Raw genomic sequence first — 1,525 nt, 5'->3', positions numbered from 1 at the left:
CGCTATGTGTCAAGTCAAGTGAGACAGTGACGTTCAGTTGATCTGCGATTCCGAGACCGGTTCGTTGATGAAGAATACGGTCGGCATCTCGGGCGGACTTGGCCGGCGCGAAAACCGGGCAGGGTTCGCGACGTAAGCCTCGTTCAGAGTGATCTGCCGGGCCTCGTCGACCGCGTCAGCGGTCCCGAAGTGCACCGACGCCGGCGTATGCCAGGCAATTCCCGAATGACGGTGAATATGGTTGTACTCGTTGAAGAATCCTTCCAAGAACACTCGTGCATCATCCAGTGATGCAAACGAAGTCGGGAAATCATGCAGGTATTTCAGAGTCTTGAATTGCGACTCGGAGTACGGGTTGTCGTTCGATACTCGCGGTCGTGAATGCGACCGGGTGATGCCGAGGTTGGTGAGCAGTTCCGACACCAATCCTGAGGTCATCGAAGTGCCGCGGTCCGCGTGGACGGTGTGCGGGGCGATGCCGTTGCGCTCGATTGCTTCCGCAATGAATTCAGCTGCCAATTCAGCACTTTCGTGTGCAGCCACGATCCACGACGGGTTGTAGCGAGAGTAGATGTCGATCAGTACGTACAGGTGAAACCACACGCCCTTGGTGGGCCCGCGAAGTTTGGTGATGTCCCAGGTCCAGACCTGTGAAGGTCCGTCGGCGAGGAGTTCGGGGATCGCCTTCGGTGGATGTGTCGCTGTTCGTCGGCGTTCACGGTTTTGTCCGGCCGCGGCGGCGATCCGATACATGCTCGACAGTGAACACCAGTAGTTTCCCTCGTCGAGTTCCCGCGCCCAGATCTGACATATGGCCAGGTCAGCGTTCTTGTCGCTGTTGATGACGGTCAAAACTTTCGCTCGCTCGGATGCGGTGAGCGCTTGGCCGTTGTCCGGGATGGGTCTTGGTTTCCGGGGACCTTGAACGGGTGGTTGCTGGTGACGGTAGTGGGTGGCGCGGGATCGCCCGATCAGGATGCAGGATCGCCTGGTGGGGATTTCGGCGGCTCGCAGGTCGGCGAATGTGCTGTTCAGTGCGTCTTCGGTAAGGGCGGTGTGTCCGTGCTCTCGGAGATGGATTCCAAGAGCACGTGAAGTTTTCCCATGATCTCGAGCGCGGCCTCCGTCTGCGTCAATTGCTTTGCCAGACGAGCGTTCTCGCGTGTCAGTCGGGCCATTTCCTTACGTGTCGCGGCGTCGGTGTCGGGATGGGCGACCGCTTTCGGTCGAGACTTCCCGGCCGCTGCGGTTCTGGCTTGGGCCCATTCTCGGAGTTGAGATTGGTACAAACCTTCGCGGCGCAGGACTGCAGATTTCTCTCCGTGTGGGGCGTTGTTGTATTCGTCGAGGATGCGGTTGCGGTATTCAGTGGTGAAGGTTCTGCGGGTCGGTTTCGGGGCAGGATCCGCCGGCGAATCTGACGGTGTTTCGGGGTTCGGGCTGCTCATCGGTGGTGCTCGTTTCATGCCCTCAGTGAGTGATCTCGGTTGCCTCCGAGTGTCTCACTAAATCCTGACAGAGAGGG

2 protein-coding genes are annotated in these 1,525 nt (G+C 59.0%); both read right to left on the bottom strand.

Annotated features, from left to right (window positions below):
* Window positions 1-33: 33 nt before the first annotated feature.
* The gene (locus tag A2J01_RS30420; RefSeq protein WP_081377669.1) at window positions 34-852 is read right to left on the bottom strand and encodes a DDE-type integrase/transposase/recombinase; all 819 of its coding nucleotides are present in this window, start codon (window positions 850-852) and stop codon (window positions 34-36) included.
* Window positions 853-1,031: 179 nt separating this feature from the next.
* Window positions 1,032-1,448, bottom strand: a complete 417-nt coding sequence (locus tag A2J01_RS30415) for a transposase (protein ID WP_030537394.1) — start codon at window positions 1,446-1,448, stop codon at window positions 1,032-1,034.
* Window positions 1,449-1,525: the final 77 nt, after the last annotated feature.

This window comes from Rhodococcus sp. EPR-134, assembly GCF_001647205.1.
GTDB lineage: Bacteria > Actinomycetota > Actinomycetes > Mycobacteriales > Mycobacteriaceae > Rhodococcus_F > Rhodococcus_F qingshengii.
This window is presented reverse-complemented; position numbering and strand designations above follow the sequence as displayed.

Excerpts from the sequence above, each read along its gene's own strand:
- A2J01_RS30415 (WP_030537394.1), bottom strand. The coding sequence starts at position 1,448 with ATGAGCAGCCCGAACCCCGAAACACCGTCAGATTCGCCGGCGGATCCT.